The 18013-nt window shown below is 60.6% G+C and carries 16 protein-coding genes; 10 read left to right on the forward strand and 6 right to left on the reverse strand.

Annotated features, from left to right (window positions below):
- Positions 1-2: 2 nt before the first annotated feature.
- The 4 genes from SJY21_RS15100 to SJY21_RS15115 all read right to left on the reverse strand — a co-directional run bounded on the left by SJY21_RS15100 (position 3) and on the right by SJY21_RS15115 (position 4841).
- Complete coding sequence (locus SJY21_RS15100; protein WP_377512559.1) at positions 3-305, reverse strand: DUF2282 domain-containing protein; 303 nt, start codon at positions 303-305, stop codon at positions 3-5.
- Positions 306-533: 228 nt separating this feature from the next.
- Positions 534-2480, reverse strand: coding sequence for a threonine--tRNA ligase (thrS, locus tag SJY21_RS15105; RefSeq protein WP_377512562.1), 1947 nt, complete (start codon positions 2478-2480; stop codon positions 534-536).
- 295 nt (positions 2481-2775) lie between these two features.
- Positions 2776-3477, reverse strand: coding sequence for a GntR family transcriptional regulator (locus tag SJY21_RS15110; RefSeq protein ID WP_377512565.1), 702 nt, complete (start codon positions 3475-3477; stop codon positions 2776-2778).
- On the reverse strand, positions 3474-4841 hold the full coding sequence (locus SJY21_RS15115) for a formimidoylglutamate deiminase (protein WP_377512568.1): 1368 nt from the start codon (positions 4839-4841) through the stop codon (positions 3474-3476). The genes SJY21_RS15110 and SJY21_RS15115 overlap by 4 nt, the downstream gene beginning before the upstream one ends.
- Positions 4842-4913: 72 nt before the next feature.
- Here SJY21_RS15115 and hutI point away from each other — a divergent pair, with 72 nt between their 5' ends.
- The 7 genes from hutI (at position 4914) to SJY21_RS15150 (ending at position 13354) form a co-directional block, all read left to right on the forward strand.
- Positions 4914-6116, forward strand: coding sequence for an imidazolonepropionase (gene hutI / locus SJY21_RS15120; RefSeq protein WP_377512571.1), 1203 nt, complete (start codon positions 4914-4916; stop codon positions 6114-6116).
- Positions 6113-7639, forward strand: a complete 1527-nt coding sequence (hutH, locus tag SJY21_RS15125) for a histidine ammonia-lyase (protein WP_377512574.1) — start codon at positions 6113-6115, stop codon at positions 7637-7639. The genes hutI and hutH overlap by 4 nt, the downstream gene beginning before the upstream one ends.
- Before the next feature lie 2 nt (positions 7640-7641).
- The gene (hutG, locus tag SJY21_RS15130; protein WP_377513262.1) at positions 7642-8424 is read left to right on the forward strand and encodes an N-formylglutamate deformylase; all 783 of its coding nucleotides are present in this window, start codon (positions 7642-7644) and stop codon (positions 8422-8424) included.
- On the forward strand, positions 8421-10091 hold the full coding sequence (hutU, locus tag SJY21_RS15135; RefSeq protein ID WP_377512576.1) for a urocanate hydratase: 1671 nt from the start codon (positions 8421-8423) through the stop codon (positions 10089-10091). The genes hutG and hutU overlap by 4 nt, the downstream gene beginning before the upstream one ends.
- A gap of 75 nt (positions 10092-10166) precedes the next feature.
- Complete coding sequence (locus SJY21_RS15140; protein WP_377512579.1) at positions 10167-11252, forward strand: TRAP transporter substrate-binding protein; 1086 nt, start codon at positions 10167-10169, stop codon at positions 11250-11252.
- Positions 11253-11309: 57 nt separating this feature from the next.
- Positions 11310-11807, forward strand: coding sequence for a TRAP transporter small permease subunit (locus SJY21_RS15145; RefSeq protein WP_377512582.1), 498 nt, complete (start codon positions 11310-11312; stop codon positions 11805-11807).
- A complete protein-coding gene (locus SJY21_RS15150; RefSeq protein ID WP_377512585.1) occupies positions 11804-13354 on the forward strand; it encodes a TRAP transporter large permease subunit in 1551 nt (516 codons plus the stop codon). The genes SJY21_RS15145 and SJY21_RS15150 overlap by 4 nt, the downstream gene beginning before the upstream one ends.
- Before the next feature lie 32 nt (positions 13355-13386).
- Here SJY21_RS15150 and SJY21_RS15155 read toward each other — a convergent pair whose 3' ends face one another.
- A complete protein-coding gene (locus tag SJY21_RS15155; RefSeq protein WP_377512588.1) occupies positions 13387-13968 on the reverse strand; it encodes a TetR/AcrR family transcriptional regulator C-terminal ligand-binding domain-containing protein in 582 nt (193 codons plus the stop codon).
- A 156-nt stretch (positions 13969-14124) separates the two neighbouring features.
- Between SJY21_RS15155 and SJY21_RS15160 the strand changes: the two genes are divergently transcribed.
- From SJY21_RS15160 to SJY21_RS15170, 3 genes are all read left to right on the forward strand, one after another.
- A complete protein-coding gene (locus SJY21_RS15160) occupies positions 14125-15654 on the forward strand; it encodes a glutamate synthase-related protein (RefSeq protein WP_377512591.1) in 1530 nt (509 codons plus the stop codon).
- A 78-nt stretch (positions 15655-15732) separates the two neighbouring features.
- Positions 15733-16299, forward strand: coding sequence for a hemerythrin domain-containing protein (locus SJY21_RS15165; protein ID WP_377512594.1), 567 nt, complete (start codon positions 15733-15735; stop codon positions 16297-16299).
- A 10-nt stretch (positions 16300-16309) separates the two neighbouring features.
- On the forward strand, positions 16310-17329 hold the full coding sequence (locus tag SJY21_RS15170; protein WP_377512597.1) for a glutathione S-transferase C-terminal domain-containing protein: 1020 nt from the start codon (positions 16310-16312) through the stop codon (positions 17327-17329).
- Between the two features lie 58 nt (positions 17330-17387).
- Here the strand turns inward: SJY21_RS15170 and SJY21_RS15175 are convergent, their stop codons facing one another.
- Positions 17388-17948 carry a TetR/AcrR family transcriptional regulator gene (locus tag SJY21_RS15175; protein WP_377512600.1) on the reverse strand — a complete coding sequence of 187 codons (561 nt, stop codon included), beginning with the start codon at positions 17946-17948 and terminating at the stop codon, positions 17388-17390.
- Positions 17949-18013 lie beyond the last annotated feature (65 nt).

Consider the following 18013-nt stretch of genomic DNA (forward strand, 5'->3'; position numbering starts at 1 on the left):
GCTTATGCGGGCAGGTCGCGATCAAGCGCTTCAAGCGAGCCGGAACGCGCGGGATCGTCGCCCATGGCTTCGATCATCGTATCTTCGCAGGTGCCGGCGGGGACCAGTGTCCAGGCGTTGCCCTGATAGTCGACGGTGGATGTGCCGGCGCATGTGGTGCCGGGGCCAGCTGCACAGTCGTTTTCGCCAGCCAGCGAAATACCATAGCACTTTTCTTCGTCAGCTGCGCTTGCGGTGGTGGCAAGACCGGCAACAGCCGTGGCAACAGAGGCAGCAATCGCGAGGGTTTTGTAGGTGTTGGACATGAGGTTTTCCTAAAGGTTGGTTTCGAACAGATGCCAGCGGGTGATCCGTTTGGCTGCCTGAACCGTAGATAGTTTTGGGAGTGCAGGGCTACTCACAGGGCCGTGCATCGCGCCCGCGTGACCGCATGTTATGGGTTTTGCAGGTGCAGAAATCCGGTAATCCCTTGAAACAAAAGACCCGCCCACATTTCTGCGGACGGGTCTGTTACAGTTTCCAGCGCTGGAATGTTACAAAAGGTCGGGCGGTGTGGCCTCGATTTTCAGCTGTGCGACGATTTCGTCCAGACTTGTAACATTTGACTGCTTCTCGCCAAGGCGGCGCACGGACACTGTGCGTTCCTCGACTTCGCGCTGACCGATGGCCAGAATGACCGGCACCTTGCCAAGGCTGTGTTCGCGGACCTTGTAGTTGATCTTTTCGTTGCGGGTATCGGCCTCGGCGCGCACACCTGCAGCCTGCAACGCCGCGACGATTTCGCGCGCATAATCGTCGGCATCCGATACGATTGTGGTCACGACAACCTGCCGTGGCGCAATCCAGAACGGTAGTTTGCCCGCGTGGCTTTCGATCAGGATTCCGATGAAACGCTCGAAACTGCCTAGTGTCGCACGGTGCAGCATGACGGGGCGATGTTTCGCACCATCTTCGCCGATGTAATTTGCATCAAGCCGTTCGGGCAGCACGAAATCCACCTGATGGGTGCCACACTGCCAGTCGCGGCCAATCGCATCCGTCAGCACGAACTCCAGCTTGGGGCCATAGAACGCGCCTTCGCCGGGGTTGAGTTCCGGCTCGATTCCGGCGGCACGGGTCGCATTCAACAGGGCGGTTTCGGCCTTGTCCCAAACGGCATCACTGCCGGACCGCTTTTCAGGCCGATCCGAGAACTTGACGCGGAATTTGTCAAAGCCAAGGTCGCGATACACCTGACTGAGGAAGTCGATATAGATCGCGGTTTCGCTTTCGATCTGGTCTTCGCGGCAGAAAATATGCCCGTCGTCCTGTGTGAACCCGCGCACGCGCATGATGCCGTGCAGCGCGCCCGAAGGTTCATAGCGGTTGCACGACCCGAACTCGGCCATGCGCAGCGGCAGGTCGCGATAGGATTTCAGACCTTGATTGAAGATCTGCACGTGGCAGGGGCAGTTCATCGGTTTGAGGGCGTTCACGGTCTTTTCGCGTGCGTGTTCCTCGTCCACTTCGACGATGAACATGTGCTCCTGATACTTTTCCCAGTGGCCGGATTGTTCCCACAAGCGGCGGTCGACAACCTGCGGTGTGTTGACCTCGACGTAGCCGTGTTTGCTTTGCATCCGGCGCATGTAGTCCTGCAAGGTCGTGTAGATGCGCCAGCCGTTCGGGTGCCAGAAAATCTGGCCCGGCGCTTCTTCCTGCATATGGAACAGGTCCATCTCGCGGCCCAGCTTGCGGTGGTCGCGCAGGGCGGCCTGTTCCAGCATGTGCAGATGCGCCTTGAGGCCTTCCTTGTTCAGGAACGCAACGCCATAAATCCGCTGCAACATCGCGCGGTCGCTGTCGCCGCGCCAATAGGCACCGGCGATGGACATCAACTTGAACGCATCCGCGGGCACCTGACCGGTGTTTTGCAAATGCGGGCCGCGGCACAGATCCTGCCAGTGGCCGTGCCAATACATCCGCAGCGGTTCATCGCCCGGAATGGCCGCGATCAGCTCGACCTTGTAGGGTTCGTTGTTCGCCTCGTAGAACTTGATCGCGCGGTCGCGGTCCCAGACTTCGGTGGTCACGGGATCGCGTTTGTTGATGATTTCCTTCATCTTTTTCTCGATCATGCCCAGATCTTCGGGCGTGAACGGGTCGGCGCGGTCAAAGTCGTAATACCAGCCGTTTTCGATCACGGGGCCGATGGTGACCTTGGTGTCGGGCCAGATTTCCTGCACGGCGCGCGCCATGATATGCGCAAGATCGTGGCGCACCAGTTCAAGGGCCGCCGTGTCGTCCTTCATGGTGTTGATGGCGATGCTGGCGTCCGCGTTGATGGGCCACTGCAAGTCCCAGTGCTGGCCGTTCACGGTGGCGCTGATCGCCTTTTTTCCAAGCGATGTGGCGATGGCATTGGCCACTTCGCCGGGCGTTACCCCTGCGTCGAAATCGCGGGAATTGCCATCGGGAAATGTAAGGGAAATCTGGCTCATGGGCCTGCTCCTCGTCGTTTTGGCGCCTACGGGACGCCCGGTTGCGGGTGATATGTGCGGGGGTTTTCGCCGATGGGATCGGGGGCGTCAAGGGCGTATGGAAACCGTATGGAAAGCGTATGGAAAGCGTATGGCTGCGATATGGCGAAATTCCCTGCCGCGCCGCCCTGTGCAAACAGGTCATCGGCAGTGATCGAACCGGATAAGCATGGCAGCACCCGAACACGCCCGCCTTCGCCTTCCTGTCCGATTCTGGATGTGCGTGCGCGCAAAGCTTGTCCGAGGATCGGATGGATCAGTTCCGGGCCGCGAGCTGATACCCCGGGGCGGCAACGGCCTGCACGGTCGTAATCGGCGCCGTGCCGATCCATGTCGTCCGCTCGATAACGAACAGCGCGCTACCAACGGATGTCGCGAGATGCTTCGCAGTTTCGCCGTCAGCGCTCATTGCTGAAAACCTGACTTCGATGCGGCTGTATGGTTTGTGACGGACAAGCCATTCATTTGCGCTTTCGCGTGTCAGATCAACGTCAAGGATTTCGGGCGACGACTTTGGGTTGATCCATCGGTCCTCGAAGATATAGGGCCGATTGTCGGCGAGGTGCAGTGCCGTCACATGCAGCATCTCGACAGTCTGATGAATTCCGAAGCGCGCCATGATTTCAATGGGCGTCTCTTCAAGTTCGCTGCTGATGAGGTGGTAATTGTACTTGGCACCGCGCTGCTCGACCTCGCGCCGGGTGATCGGAATGTCGAACGTGGCCCGTGTAACCGGGTCAGTTCGCACATGGGTGCCGCCCTTGCGCTTGCGTTCGACAATCCCGGCGAGCGCCAGATCCTGCATGGCGCGGTGCACGGTGGTGCGGGCGCAACCAAGCTCCTGTGCGATATCTTCGTCGCGCGGCAGCTTGTCTCCCGGTGCATAGGTCCGGTTCAGGATCCGCGCGCGGATCACGTCACGAACATCCGTCCATGCAATGCGCGACTCCACGTTCAAAAATCGGTCTCCAGTCGGGTCATTGTCTGCTTGTATCTATCAACTATCGCATCGCGCCGGAAATGGCGACCGCGCGCGACAACATGTCGGCCAGCGCTCCAGACATCCCGGATACAGGATTGGCCACCGCCGCCAAAGATCAGGCTGTCGAGAACCGCATCTCCCCGACGATTGCACAGCCATTCGTTGTCATCATCGAGCGCCATCAGGTCTGCCAGGGCACCGACCTCGATCCGGCCGCTGTCCCGGCCACCGGCGCGCGCGCCGCCTGTCGCGGCAGCGTCAAGCAATACGCGGCCGGTTGACCGGTTCTGCGTCGCCAAAGCCGCCCGCGACCTGTCCCGCAGGCGTTGGGAATACTCCAGCGTCTTCAATTCTTCGAACAACGCGATATGGATATTGGAATCGGACCCGAAACCGACCGTCCCCTTGGCTCCCAGATAGGTCGTGCCGTTGAAGATACCGTCACCGAGGCTCGATTCCGTGATGGGACAAAGGCCCGCCACGGCACCGGTCCTGGCAAGCGCCACCGTCTCGTCGTCTGTCATTTGTGTGCAATGGATCAAACACCAGCGGCCATCTACCGCGTGATTGTCAAGCAGCCATTCAGTGGGCCGCGCGCCAAGATGGGCAAGAACCTCGTCAACCTCGGCCACCTGTTCGGCAAGGTGCATGTGGATTGGTCCGGAAGCCGTCTGTTCAACGACAGTGCGCAGACCCAACGGATCAACGGCGCGCAGGGAATGTGGCGCCACGCCAATGACAGCGTCCGCGGGGCCGCGGGCAACGGCAGCCGCCGCGTCGGCATGCAGGCGCAAAAAGCGGTCGGGATCATTGCCAAACCGCCTCTGACCTCCATTGAGCGCGCGCCGGTCACACCCGCCAAACTGATAATGGACCGGCAACAGGGTCAGGCCGATGCCCGCGTGCGCGGCTGCCGCCACGATCCTTTCTGACATTTCCGCGAGGTTTTCATATGGTTCACCACCGACATCGTGGTGCAGGTAGTGGAATTCAGCGACAGCGCCATACCCCGCTTCAAGCATCTCCATAAAGACAAGCGCCGCGATCGCCTCGACATCTTCCGGCGTCAGCTGGTCAAGGAACTTGTACATCAGCCGCCGCCAGCTCCAGAAACTGTCGCGCGGGTCGGGGCCCTTGGCTTCGGTCAGGCCCGCCATCGCCCTTTGAAAAGCATGGCTATGCAGGTTCTGCGGCGCGGGTAGCAAGAGCGCCACCTGGTGGGTCGGCGATTGCGAGACGGGGCCGACGTGCGCGATTCGCCCGTTGGCGTCAATTTTCACTTCCACACAAGATTGCCACCCACTTGGTGTAAGCACCTGGTTTGCATGAATAACCTGCACGGCAACAACTCCATTGACTTTTTTATGTAGGAACATATTAATTTTAAATAGGTTATATTAAGAAAGCAAGCAATGGCACAGCGCTACGTCATATCCGGAGCAAAGGTCGCCACCCTGGCGGATGACGCCAATGGCTACGACCTGCGCGAAGGCGCCGCCATCGTGGTGCTTGGTGACAAGATCGCTTGGGTTGGTCCTGAATCCGATCTGCCGTCGGAGTATGCCGGGCTGGAGAGCCACGACCACGCTGGCCGCCTGATCACACCATCGCTGATCGATTGTCACACCCATATCGTCCACGGTGGCAACCGTGCGCAGGAATTCGCATTGCGCCTGACCGGTGCCAGTTACGAGGAGATCGCGCGCGCAGGGGGCGGGATCGTTTCGACCGTCGCCGCAACGCGCGGGGCGAGTGCCGACGAATTGCTTGCCAGCGCCCTGCCACGGGTAGATGCGCTGATCGCGCAAGGGGTCGGGACGGTGGAAATCAAGTCGGGCTATGGCCTCGATACCGAAACCGAGCTCAAGATGCTGCGCGTTGCCCGCACCCTTGGGCAAGCGCGCCCGATCCGGGTCATGACCAGCTTTCTTGGCGCCCATGCGGTTCCAGCGGGTGCAGAGGCCGACGCCTATATTGACGACGTGTGTTTGCCGACGCTGGAAGCGGCCCACGCCGAGGGCCTGGTTGATGCAGTTGACGGATTTTGCGAAGGTATCGCTTTTGACGCCGCTCAGATTGCCCGCGTGTTTGATAGGGCGCGCGCACTTGGTCTTCCGGTAAAGCTGCACGCCGAACAGTTGAGCCATATTGGCGGCACGGCACTGGCGGCTGAATACGGTGCTTTGTCGGCTGACCATGTGGAATACGCGACCGAGGCGGACGCGGCGGCGCTGGCCAAGGCCGGAACCGTCGCCGTGCTTTTGCCCGGTGCGTTTTATACGGTTCACGAAACCCAGGCACCGCCGGTTCAGGCGTTTCGTGATCATGGTGTGGCGATGGCCGTGGGGACCGACTGGAACCCCGGTTCTTCGCCGCTTGGGTCGCTCTTGCTGGCGATGAATATGGCCTGCACCCTATTTCGCATGACCCCGGCCGAGGCGTTGGCAGGCACCACGCGCAACGCTGCCCGTGCGTTGGGGCTGACAGACAGCGGCGTGATTGCTGCGGGGATGCGCGCGGATCTGGCGATCTGGGATGTGAGCGATCCGGCAGAGCTTTCTTACGGCATCGGGATCAACCCGTTGCATCATCGCATTTTTGAAGGAACCATATGACCCATACGATCACCCCCGCAGCCACCACGCTGGCGCAGCTTGAAGCGATCTGGCGGTCTGACGCGCCCGTCGCGTTGGACGCCGCTGCGCGCGCGGGCATTGATGCCTCGGCGCAGTTGATTGCGCAGGCCGCAAATGGCGGCGCGCCGGTTTACGGGGTCAACACGGGCTTTGGCAAACTGGCGTCGGTGCGGATTGCGCCACAGGATACCGAAACGCTGCAGCGCAACCTGATCCTGTCGCATTGTTGCGGGGTCGGGGAGCCATTGGAGCCGGACACGACGCGGTTGATGATGGCGCTCAAACTGTTGTCGCTGGGGCGCGGCGCATCCGGCGTGCGCTGGGAGGTCTGTGCGCTGATCGAAGGGATGCTGGCCCGTGGCGTGTTGCCGGTTATCCCTGTGCAGGGGTCGGTCGGGGCGTCCGGTGATCTGGCGCCTTTGGCCCATATGGCCGCCGCGATGATCGGGCAGGGCGAGGCGACATATCAGGGCCAGACGATGGCGGGTGGCGCAGCCTTGGCCAAGGCGGGGCTGGCGCCTGTGGTGCTGGGCCCCAAAGAGGGCCTTGCGCTGATCAACGGCACGCAATTTTCTACCGCCTGCGCGCTTGTCGGGTTGTTCGGTGCGTGGCGCGCGGCACGCGGGGCGGTCGTGACCTCGGCCTTGTCCACCGACGCGATCATGGGGTCGACCGCGCCGCTGAACCCCGCGATCCATTCCTTGCGCGGTCATCAAGGCCAGATCGACGTGGCCGATGCGATGAGCCTGCTTTTGGCGGGGAGTGAAATTCGCGAAAGCCACCGCGACGGCGATACCCGCGTGCAAGACCCCTATTGTATCCGCTGCCAACCGCAGGTGTCGGGAGCGGCGATTGATCTTCTGCGTTTTGCAGGCCGCACGCTCGAGACCGAAGCCAACGCGGTCACGGATAATCCGTTGGTGATTGTTGACACGGGCGAGATCCTGTCGGGCGGCAATTTCCACGCCGAACCCGTTGCCTTTGCCGCCGACCAGATCGCGCTTGCCGTGGCCGAGATCGGGGCGATTGCGCAGCGTCGCGTGGCGCTGATGGTCGATCCGACACTGTCGTTCGATTTGCCGCCTTTCCTCACGCCGGAACCGGGCCTGAATTCGGGTCTGATGATCGCCGAGGTCACAACGGCGGCCCTGATGAGCGAAAACAAACACCTCGCCAACCCGTGTTCTACCGACAGCACGCCGACCTCGGCCAATCAAGAGGACCATGTCAGCATGGCTGCGCATGGTGCGCGCCGCCTGGGCCGGATGACGGAAAACCTGTCGGTCATTTTGGGGGTCGAGGCGATGTGCGCGGCGCAGGGGATCGAACAGCGCGCGCCTTTGGTGACATCCGGACCTTTGCAATCTGCCATCGCCCGTCTGCGCGCCGTGGTTCCGCCCCTACAGCAGGATCGCTACCTCGCGCCCGACCTCAAATCGGCGGCGGCCTGTATCGCGGATGACAGCCTTGCGGATGCGAGCGGTCTGGAGATGAGCCTGTGAGCCTGATCGAGGTCAGCCGCGGCGACAGCCCCCTTGTGCTGGGCCTTCCCCATACGGGCACCGATATTCCGCCCGATTGCCTTGGCCGCCTGAACGACACAGGCCGCGCAATGGCCGACACAGATTGGCACATCCACGCGCTGTATGACGGGTTGGTGCCCGATGTCACCACCGTGCGCACCACCGTGCATCGCTACGTCATAGACGTGAACCGCGATCCATCGGGCGCAAGCCTTTATCCCGGGCAGAACACCACCGGGCTTTGCCCCGTTACCGATTTCGACGGGGTGGCGATTTACAACGACGGACAAGAGCCGGACGCCGCCGAGGTGGCGCATCGCTGCGCCGCCTATCATGCGCCTTATCACGCAGCGCTCGCCGCTGAACTGGAGCGCGTCAAAGCCATGCACGGGTTTGCTATCCTTTATGATTGCCACTCGATCCGCGCGCACATCCCGTTTCTTTTTGACGGCAGGCTGCCGGATTTCAACATCGGCACCAACGAAGGCACCACTTGCGCATCAGCGATCGAGGAAGAGGTGTTCGCCCTGTGCCAGTCTGCCAAGTCCTATTCCAGCGTGTTGAATGGCCGTTTCAAAGGCGGCTGGACCACGCGCCATTATGGCAAACCCGCTAACGGCCTGCACGCGATCCAGATGGAGTTGGCGCAGTCCACCTACATGCTGGAACACCCGCCCTGGACCTATCTGCCAGCGCGCGCTGATCAAACGCGTGCCCACCTGAAAACCATCCTCGAAACCCTGTCTGACTGGAGGCCATCATGAGCGATCCCCGCAAGAACACCCGCGACATCTATCCGCCCACGGGGGCCAAGTTGACCACCAAAAGCTGGATGACCGAAGCGCCCCTGAGGATGCTGATGAACAATCTGCACCCCGACGTGGCCGAAAACCCGCATGAGCTGGTCGTCTATGGTGGTATCGGGCGCGCGGCGCGCACATGGCAGGATTTCGACACAATCGTTGCCAGCCTCAGGGACCTTGAAGAGGATGAAACGCTGGTCGTGCAGTCGGGCAAACCGATTGCGATCGTCAAGACACATGCGGATGCCCCGCGCGTGCTGATCGCCAATTCCAACCTCGTGCCCCATTGGGCCACGTGGGATCACTTCAACGAACTCGATAAAAAGGGTCTGGCGATGTATGGCCAGATGACCGCTGGATCGTGGATTTATATCGGTAGCCAAGGGATCGTGCAGGGCACCTATGAGACCTTCGCCGAGGCGGGTCGCCAACACTACGATGGCGACCTGACGGGCAAGTGGATTTTGACGGGCGGCCTTGGCGGCATGGGCGGCGCGCAGCCGCTTGCGGCGGTGATGGCGGGGGCCTGCTGTCTGGCGGTGGAATGCAATCCCGACAGTATCGATTTCCGTCTGCGCACAAAATATGTCGACGAGAAAACCGACAGCTTGGATGAAGCCCTTGCGTTGATCGAAAAGTGGACGGCCGCGGGCGAGGCAAAGTCCGTGGCCCTGCTGGGCAATGCTGCCGATGTCTTCCCCGAACTCTACAAGCGTGGCGTGCGCCCCGATATGGTGACAGACCAGACCAGCGCCCATGATCCGCTGCACGGCTACCTGCCGCAAGGCTGGGGCATGGCCGAATGGAAAGCCAAGCAGGAAAGCGACCCCAAAGCGGTGGAAAAGGCTGCGCGGGCGTCGATGAAAACCCACGTGGCGGCCATGGTGGATTTCTGGAACGCAGGCGTGCCGACACTGGATTACGGCAACAACATCCGGCAGGTGGCGCTTGAGGAGGGGTTGGAGAATGCCTTTGCCTTCCCCGGTTTCGTGCCTGCCTATATCCGCCCGCTGTTTTGTCGCGGTATTGGCCCGTTCCGCTGGGCCGCGCTGTCAGGAGACCCCGAAGACATCTACAAGACCGACGCCAAGATGAAAGAGCTGTTCCCTGAAAACGAGCACTTGCACAACTGGCTCGACATGGCGCGCGACCGCATCGCGTTTCAGGGCCTGCCTGCGCGCATTTGCTGGATCGGCCTTGGCGACAGGCACCGTGCTGGGCTGGCTTTTAACGAAATGGTCGCCAGTGGCGAATTGAAAGCCCCCGTGGTGATCGGGCGCGACCACCTCGACAGTGGCTCGGTCGCTTCGCCCAATCGCGAAACTGAGGCGATGAAGGACGGATCGGACGCCGTTTCCGATTGGCCGCTTCTGAATGCGCTGGTCAACACGGCATCGGGTGCCACATGGGTCAGCCTGCACCACGGTGGCGGCGTCGGCATGGGCTTTAGCCAGCATTCGGGTGTGGTGATTTGTGCGGATGGCACGCCGGAGGCCGCCAAGCGGCTGGAACGTGTGCTGTGGAATGACCCTGCCAGTGGCGTCTGGCGCCATGCGGATGCCGGATACCAAGAGGCCATCGACTGCGCGCGCGAACACGGGCTGCGCCTGCCGCGCATCCTTGGCTGACACGCCCCGAACAAGGCCGCGCAAGACGGCCCCGACAAACCCAAACTTACCACCCAACCCACAAGGAGATGACAGATGGACAGACGTAAATTTCTAGCAGCAGGTGCCCTTGGCACCGCGGCGACAACGCTGGCGGCCCCCGCCATCGCGCAGGACGTGCGCAACTGGAAGCTGGTGTCGGCATGGCCCAAAAACCTGCCCGGACCGGGCGTCGCGGCGCAAACGCTGGCCGACCGGATCACGACGCTGTCGGGCGGGCGCATCAACGTCACGCTTTATGCGGCTGGTGAAATCGTGCCCGGCAATGGCGTGTTTGACGCGGTGTCCGAGGGCACAGCCGAACTTTACCACGCCGTTCCCGCCTATTGGGGCAGCAAATCCAAGGGCATCCTGCTGTTTGGATCGCAGCCTTTCGGCCTGCGCGCGGACGAGCAATTCGGCTGGATGTATCACGGCGGCGGTCAGGCGCTTTACGACGAGATGTATGGCCGTTTCGGCATCAAGCCGTTCCTGTGCGGCAACTCCGGCCCGCAGTGGGCGGGATGGTTCAAGAACGAGATCAATTCGGTCGAAGACCTCAAGGGTCTCAAGTTCCGCACCACAGGCATCGCGTCGCAAATGGCGGCGAAACTGGGCATGGCCGCCGAAGCCATGTCTGGCCCCGCCATGTTCCAGGCCCTGCAAACAGGTGCGCTGGACGCAGGCGAATTCATCGGGCCATGGACGGACAGCGCGCTGGGCTATTATCAGGTCGCACCGCACTACTACTGGCCTGGCGTGGGCGAGCCGTCCTCGGCGGAAGAATGCGGCGTCAATGCCGATGTCTTTGCCGAATTGCCTGATGATCTGAAAGAGGTCGTCACGCAGGCCTGCCACGGTCTCTATAATCCGGTCTGGACCGAATACATGACCAAGCACGCGCAATCGCTGCAAACGCTGGTCGCGGAACATGGCGTGCAGGTCCACAAACTGCCCGACGATGTAATCGCGGCCATGGGTGTCGCAGCGCAGGAGATCATGGAAGAATATCGCGGTGACGACGACGAACTGGTGGTGCGCATCACCGAGAGCTTCATCGCCTATCGTGATCTGGTGGGCGGTTACATGTCTTATGCGGACAATGGCCAGATGAACGCCCGCGCAGGCGTCTTCAGCTACTAGACCCAACGGGTGCGCGGCCACGGGGTCGCGCACCGCAGACATCAAAGGGGGCAGATTATGCGAGCGATGGCGAATGCAATCGACCAGATGAACCGTGCGGTGGCCAGCGCCATTCGATGGCTCGCGTTGATCATGGTCCTCGTTCAGTTCTGTATCGTCATCGGGCGCTATGTTTTCGGGTTCAATTCCATCGCGGCACAGGAAAGCGTTCTGTATATGCATGCGACCCTGTTTATGCTGGGCGCGGGGTTTACGCTGCTGGTCGACAAACACGTGCGGGTTGATGTGTTCTATGCCAAGGCCAGCGCCGCTGCCCAACGGCGCATCGACATCTTCGGCCATGTTTTCCTGCTGATCCCGTCGATGGTCGCGCTGCTTTCCTGGTCGTGGCCGTCGGTGCGCAATTCGTGGAAAATCCTTGAGGGCCCGATCTCGGTCGGCGGGATCGAGGCGGTGTTCCTGTTGAAATCCCTGATCCCTGCCTTTTGCATTCTGATCCTGCTTCAGTCGCTTTCGCTGCTGGTGCGCCTGCTTCTTGAAGGTGACAAGTCATGACCCAGTATCTTGATCTGATCATGTTCGCCGTCCTGATGGCAGCGATCCTGTCCGGCTTTCCGGTGTCCTTTTCGATTGCGGGCGTCGCCGTGGCCTTTGCCTATCTGGGCTGGATGCTGGGCGAAATGGACGTGTCGCTGCTGGGGGCTTTGGGGCAGCGTGCCTTCGGCCTGATTACCAATACGGTCCTGATCGCCATTCCTGTCTTCGTGCTGATGGGGGCGATCCTTGAGAAAAGCAAAATCGCAGAAGAACTGCTCGACACGATGGGCCGCAGCTTTGGCCAGTTGCGCGGCGGGCTTGGCATTTCGGTGGTGCTTGTGGGCGCGCTTCTGGCGGCCTCTACGGGTATTGTCGGGGCGACCGTGGTCGCCATGGGCATGATCGCCCTGCCCTCTATGCTACGTGCGGGTTACAACCCGGCTGTGGCCTCGGGGATTGTGTGCACGGCAGGGACATTGGGGCAGATCATTCCGCCCTCGACCCTGCTGATCATCCTCGCTGATGTGATGTCGAACGCCTATCAGCAGGCACAATACGAGCAGGGTAAATTCTCGGTCGAGGCTTTGTCCGTCGGTCAGTTCTTTGCCGCCGCGATCATTCCCGGCCTGCTGCTGGTCACGCTTTACCTGCTCTACATCCTGATCCGTGGGGCATTGCGCCCGCAGGACATGCCGCCTGCCGACATCGGCCTTGCAAAACCCGACCGGCGCGAGGTCATGGGGGCAATCGTGCCTCCCGTCCTGCTGATTTTCGCCGTGCTGGGCGCGATCCTTGGCGGTATCGCGACGCCGACCGAAGCGGCATCAGTCGGGGCGATTGGCGCCTTGCTGATGGCCGGGCGCAAGATCGGGATCAATCCGCGTCTGATCCTGATCGGGGCGGCCGCGCTGATCGTGCTGGGCTTGTTGGCCGGTGCCTATCCTGTCCGGCTTCAGCGCAGCGACAATGATATTTTCGACTGGGTAGTCGGAGGCTTCTATGCGCTTCTCGCGATTGTCGGGCTGGTTGCTGTGGGCCTCGCCCTGCGGGCATCCATCCGCGAAAAGATCATTCACGAGGCGCTGACATCGACGCTGACCATGACGGCGATGATCTTTGCCACGATCCTTGCGGCCGGGTTCTTTTCGCTGGTCTTTATCGGGCTTGGCGGCGAGGAGCGGGTCGCGCACCTGCTGGAAAACCTGCCAGGCGGGCCAACGGGCGCGCTGGTCTTTGTGATGATCTTCGTGTTCATCCTCGGGTTCTTCCTCGACTTCGTGGAAATCTCGGTGATTGTCCTGCCACTTGTGGCACCGTCGCTGATCCTGATGGGGCATGATCCGATCTGGCTGGGCGTCTTGCTGGCGATCAACCTGCAAACCAGTTTCCTGACGCCGCCCTTTGGTTTCTCGCTGTTTTATTTGCGCGCAGCAGCCCCGAAAGAAATCAGGACCGAACAGATCTATCGTGGCGTGGTGCCATTTATCGGATTGCAAGCGATCGGAATACTGTTTGTCTGGGCATTGCCGTTCCTCGCGACCTGGCTTCCCGCAACGCTTTTCTAGAAACTCTGCGGGGACGCGAAACATCATGGCCGCTATTTGCAAGTTCCAGCGGCATTGCAAATCAAATCTATATGCGCGTCAAACCAGGCCTGATCCAATGGTTTCCCTGACATGAGCTTTCGGAAGTATGGCACGGAAATTGCGATCTCGATCAGTTGTTCGACGGGCGCCTCGTCACTTATCTCTCCGCGCTCCAAAGCCAGATCAAAGGCCGACCGGACATTGGCGCGACGATCCCGGTTCCATTTCTCAAGCAACTCACGCGTTTGACCATCTATCGCTGCGGTGCCGATGACTTGCGGCGCGATCTTGCCCCACGGCGTATCGTTCAGCGCAGAGACGAGGGTTCCCAGTATCCACTCCAGGTCCGCCCGCAGCGGTCCGTCTGTCGGTTTCGGGCTTTTGCCGCTTTGGGTCGCACGCGCGAAGGCGGCATTCCTCAAATCATCCAGCTTGGGCCAATGGCGATAAAGCGTGCTGCGTGAAATGCCGGTTTCGCGATTGATTGCGCCATGGGTCACGGCAAGCACACCCTCGGTTTCCAACAGGTGCAATGCGGCCTCAAGTGCGCGCGTCTGCGTCGCGTCCAGGCGTGGGTCAGCTAACTTGTTCATCGGGTTTTCATATCACAAAGCAAAGTGGTTTGGAACAGTTTGCAGCGCTACAGTGCAAATTGTTGCATAGCGATACAAATTGTATTAAAAATGATTCCAGTTACAACAAATGCGTCAAAGCCTGCGCAAAAAACCCAAGATTGAGGGACTACAAACATGACCCAGCCTGTTCCAATCATTGCCGCGAAGTTCCCCGCCAAAGTCAGTTTGGAAGAAGGGAAAGATTACTTCTGGTGCCAATGTGGCCGATCCAAAAACCAGCCCTTCTGTGACGGGAGCCACGCAGGTAGTGGGATCGAACCGCTCAAATTCACGGCCGAAAAGAATGGGGATGCCGCGTTATGCCAGTGCAAGTCGACAGCGAACGGGCCGTTCTGCGACGGGTCGCATACGCGGTTGGGTGGCTTGGCTGTGGGCGATGCTTCCCCCGCGCCCAAATCCGATATTCCGCAAGCGACGCCGACGCCCGAAGAACCCACCGTTGCGCGCATTCATGCCTTGGCCAAGGACGGTCTAAGCAAGCTGGGGCATCACGGCGAAATGGGTGCGATGGGCGTGCCTCGCAAAGACCTGCCGCATTGGGATGACGTCCAGATCCTGCCAGCACAGATGGCGCGCAAGCCTTTGTTGGACGACGCAACCGTTGCCACATCGGTCACGATCGGGCCGCGTGCTGCCAAGCCTCTGCACCTCGAAATCCCGCTGTTCGTCTCGGACATGAGCTTTGGCGCACTGTCAGAGGAGGCAAAGACGGCCCTGTCGCGCGGGGCACAGATGGCGGGCACGGGGATTTGTTCGGGTGAGGGCGGCATGCTGCCCGAAGAACAGGCCGAAAACAGCCGCTATTTTTACGAACTCGCCTCGGCGCAGTTTGGCTGGGACATCGACCATGTGACCAAGGTGCAGGCTTTCCATTTCAAGGGCGGCCAGGGGGCCAAAACCGGCACGGGCGGCCATCTGCCCGGCAACAAGGTGCAAGGCAAGATTGCGGACGTGCGCGGGCTGAAACCCGGCCAATCCGCGATTTCGCCCGCGACTTTCCCAGATCTGCATACGCCCGCCGATTTCAAACGCATCGCTGATCAAGTGCGTGAAAGGTCGGGTGGCATCCCGATCGGGTTCAAGCTTTCTGCAAACCACATCGAGGACGATATCGACTTCGCACTGGAGGCATCGGCCGACTACATCATCCTCGATGGTCGTGGCGGCGGCACGGGGGCGGCCCCGCTGATCTTTCGCGATCATATCTCGGTCCCGACGATCCCGGCCTTGGCCCGTGCGCGCGCGCATCTTGATGCGAAAACCGGTCGCGAGGTCACGCTGGTCATCACCGGTGGTTTGCGCGTGGCAGAAGATTTCGCCAAGGCGATGGCCCTTGGGGCGGATGCGGTCGCGGTCAGCAATTCTGCCATGCAGGCGGTGGGGTGCATTGCCGCGCGCATGTGCAATTCCAACAACTGCCCTGTCGGCGTGGCGACGCAGAAACCCGAACTGCGCAAGCGATTGGACGTGCAGATCGGGGCGGAAAAACTCGCCCGATACTTCGGAGCCAGCGTGGAACTGATGCAGGTTCTGGCCCGCGCATGCGGCCACGATAACCTGTCCGGGTTCACCCAGCGCGACATCACCACATGGAAACGCGAGGTGGCTGATTTGAGCGGCATCCGGTTCGCCGGAGTGCGCTGACGCAGAGCCACTGTGCGCCGCGCGGCACTGGTGTGGGCGGATTGGCCGCCCCACCTTTGCCGTGAAAGGAGACGACCGATGCGCGATACACATACCATTCGTCAGGATGAAATGCCCGACGAGATGGGGTTTCTCTTGGAGCAATACCCCCGCGACAGCTGGGACGCTCATCCCGGCTTTCACGAAAAGACCAAGCACTGGCTGGGCGCGCATCAGATGTTCCGCCGCGTGGCGAAACGCGTCCGGCTGGATACAGAAGCGCTGTTGAAAAAAGACATGGCGCTTGAGGATTATGCGGATCGCCTGTCCTACTATGGCGGCAACTTGGTCGGGAACCTGCATGGCCATCACGGCTGGGAAGACCGCAGCTACTTTCCTGAATTGTCAGCCGCAGACCCGCGCTTTGATGCAGGGCTTGCGGTGCTGGAACAGGATCATACCGATCTGGACAAGGTGTTGGATGATTTCACCCGCACGGCCAACCGACTGATCAAACTCACCGCGCTGGACGCGGCGCAGGCTTATGACGAGTCGGGACAGGTGCATGAAACAAGCATGACGATTGAGGCGTTCCTGAAACGACACCTTAGCGACGAGGAAGATCTGGCGGTGCCAATCATCTTGCATCATCGGCTCAGAGGGTGAAGGTGACGAGATGACAGACAAATCGACCCAAGAAGACCAGACAGCCGCCAATCAGCGCCGTGCACGAGGCGAATTCGTGCGCGGCGTCAGCGGGTTCCGGCACGCGCTTGGCGACCCCGACTTTCGAGCAGCGCCGGGCCGCTATCATCTGTTCGTCGCGCTCAATTGTCCGTGGTGCCACCGGGTGACACTGGCGCGCAATGTATTGGGGTTGCAGGACAGTATCACCATGGACGTGGCCTTTCCGAACCGGACCGGAGACGACGATCCGGAGGGGCCGAACTTGTGGGAATTCGCACCAGACCGGATTGCGACGCTCACAGGTGCACCGCTGCCGGAATGCACCGTTGAGACGGGCACCGGCAAGGGATTGCGATTGGCCAAGGAGATTTACCGTGCGCAAGGATCCGAGGAGCAATCGGTCCCCATCCTCTACAACAAGATCGCAGGTCGCATCGTCAACAACGAAAGCGCCGAAATCATCCGCATGCTGGACGCGCACGCCCAAGCGCTGGGCAGCAATGTCGCAACGACGGATCGCGTGCACCTTTGTCCGGATGACGGGGTGCGCCGCGATATCCACGATCTCAACGACCTGATCTACACCACAATCAACAACGGTGCTTACAAGGCCGGGTTCTCGTCAGACCAGAAGGTCTATGCAGCCGCTTTTGATGCCTATTTTGAAACGCTTGCGGCGCTCGACATGCGTTTGTCAGACGGGCGACTGTTTCTGACAGGAGAGACGTTTACCGAAGCTGACTTGCGTCTGTTCCCCACGCTTTACCGTCACGATCCCGTTTACTATGTGCGGATGAAGTTGAATGGCGCAAGGATACTCGATTATCCACACGTGTGGCGCTGGCTGTGCCGGGTCTATGCCCTGCCGGGAATTGCAGACGCGGGTTCACTGGTGCATTGCCGCCAAGGATATTTTGGCCGCAGTTGGAATGGCGTGGTGCCCAGCGGCCCCCTCAAACCGATGACATACCCAGAGGCGTATCACCATCCCGAGCTTGCAGTGACCTAGCAAGATAGACCGGGCGGTCCTGAACTCGAAACGTCGTGCAAATGCGGCGATCAGATAATCAGGTGGTCTTGATCACTGACAGCGCGAGGGCGAGCGCGGCTCTGATCTGGGCAGGGCTTTCCTGTGTGGCCCGTTGCGTCAGCGCAAGCCCGATCTGCTCCATCAGATATCGCGCCACAAGGGGCGTGGTCTGATCACTGTCCCATGCTCCGGCCTGTTTCTGTTCCTCCAGATATGCCGCGAAAGCCTCAACCGCGGCGCGATCAATCTCATCCACACGTGCGCGTGTCTTCGGACCCAGCCTGTGTTTGCCCGCGCGCATCTTGTAAAACAGGCAGCCGGTCTCCATCCGCATGTCATCAACAGCAAAATCCATCAAGGCGTCCAATGTGGGCCTTAGCGACTGATTGCTTTGCAGGATCGCGAACAGATCACTCAGCACCTTTTGCGCATAGTGATCCAGCGCGGCCAATGTCAGCCCGTCCTCGTTGCCGAACGCGCGGTAAAGTGATGGCTTTGAAATGCCAGCCATCTGGCAGATGGCGTTGACGGATACATCGGCCGGATCGGTGCGCTGATACGCCGACACGGCCGTTTCCAAAACGGCATCTTCGCTCATCGTGCGAGGGCGACCGCGCACAGGTTTTTCTTCGTCACTCAAGTTTTTGTTACCACGTGGTATTT

It is taken from the genome of Octadecabacter sp. R77987, assembly GCF_042466115.1.
Lineage (GTDB): Bacteria > Pseudomonadota > Alphaproteobacteria > Rhodobacterales > Rhodobacteraceae > SW4.